2 protein-coding genes are annotated in these 1,338 nt (G+C 57.3%); both read right to left on the bottom strand.

Annotation, left to right across the window (positions count from 1 at the left end):
- Nucleotides 1-547 (bottom strand): protein-S-isoprenylcysteine O-methyltransferase (locus tag AC1DUU_RS32200; protein ID WP_476787347.1); only part of this gene is annotated, 547 nt, incomplete at its 3' end.
- Nucleotides 548-618: 71 nt separating this feature from the next.
- Nucleotides 619-1,275 carry a hypothetical protein gene (locus AC1DUU_RS32195; RefSeq protein WP_476787346.1) on the bottom strand — a complete coding sequence of 219 codons (657 nt, stop codon included), beginning with the start codon at nucleotides 1,273-1,275 and terminating at the stop codon, nucleotides 619-621.
- Nucleotides 1,276-1,338 lie beyond the last annotated feature (63 nt).

Genomic DNA, 1,338 nt, shown 5'->3' with positions numbered 1-1,338 from the left:
AGGCCCGGTACTGCGGGCCGAAAATTTCCTCCATCATACGCTCTTCCTTGTCCACTCGAAGGAAAAAAAGGATTGCGAAGCCAACCAGCCCAGCCAACCCAACAATCCAGTTCGACAGCAAAAAGGCCTGGCCAAGGCCCATCAGCAGGAAGGAGGTGTACATGGGATGGCGAATGAAGGCGTATGGGCCACCCGAAACAAGCTCATGCTGCTGGCGAATCTCCAACGTGATCGACCAGTTCCGGCCGAGTTCCTTGTGAGATCGATGAAAAACCCACAGTGCTGCCGCAAACAGCACGATTCCAACAGCGACTGCCCATGCGCTTGCCGGATAGTCGGCCGCTTCGGGAATGCCTGTAGCGACATAAAACGCCGGAAAGATTGCGAGACCGAAGAGCGCGCACGCAAGCCCGGTGGCGTCGGAACGCGAACGGCGGTCGCTTACGACCCGGACCCGCTTGGCGCGACGCTCGAACGGGTAGCGGATAATGTACCACCCAACGATACCAAGAACCCACGCGGTCTGGCCTACTGACGCTATCGAAATGCTCAATCTACGTTCCTAAGGCCTTTGACAGGGCTCGCAAGCAACCCTGCAGCTAACCGACTTTTCCGAACTCAGCCAGCCGATGTGACAGAGGGAGTTTTAACTGCAATCCTTCGGCCAGAATTCATCTCGCGAAGCTTGGTTACGAACTGCTGCGGCCGATTTTGGATGGCGGGCGTCTTATAACCCATCGAACGTGCAATGTCGGCCACGAATGCGTTGCAGTTATAGACTGCCGCTTGCCAGACGGGCGAGCTTGCCTGCAGCTTGCGAATATTCGCAACGACTTGATCATACTCGGCTTCGCTCAGCATGACCCGCCAACTGGCCGACCGGTACTGTTCTTCCAGATCACCGTCGCTCCAGCCCGTCTCGGATTTGACAGGCACAAAATGTCCCAGGACATAAGGAAACTCGCTTGTCGAGGCCGGATGCAATCCCGCGACCTGCGGATTGATCATTTCCCCATCCTTGGTCGAGCGCCCAAAGACCACGTAAGTGTGGCCATAGCTCAGCGCGTAGCGCGAGCGAAACTCTATGAAATAGCCTTTGCTTTGAGACGCGTCCGCCGTATTGACCTCGCGCGCAGCTGCTGCAGGCGCCTCCACCGGCTGGCCGCCGCCATCGGAATTCGAAATGAAACGCGGTTGGGGACCGCTGTCCTGGCATGCCGCTGTCGCCAGCGCCATCAGGGCAACAACAAGCAAACGGCCGCTAGGTAGCGCCATTTCCACAACTCCGCTTTTGACTTGGAATGAGCCAAGACCACAAGGCAGGATACATCYATGACC

Source organism: Aminobacter sp. P4_H6_2, assembly GCF_056400805.1.
The sequence above is the reverse complement of the archived record's forward strand: the minus strand, read 5'-3'. Positions and strand labels throughout refer to the sequence as shown.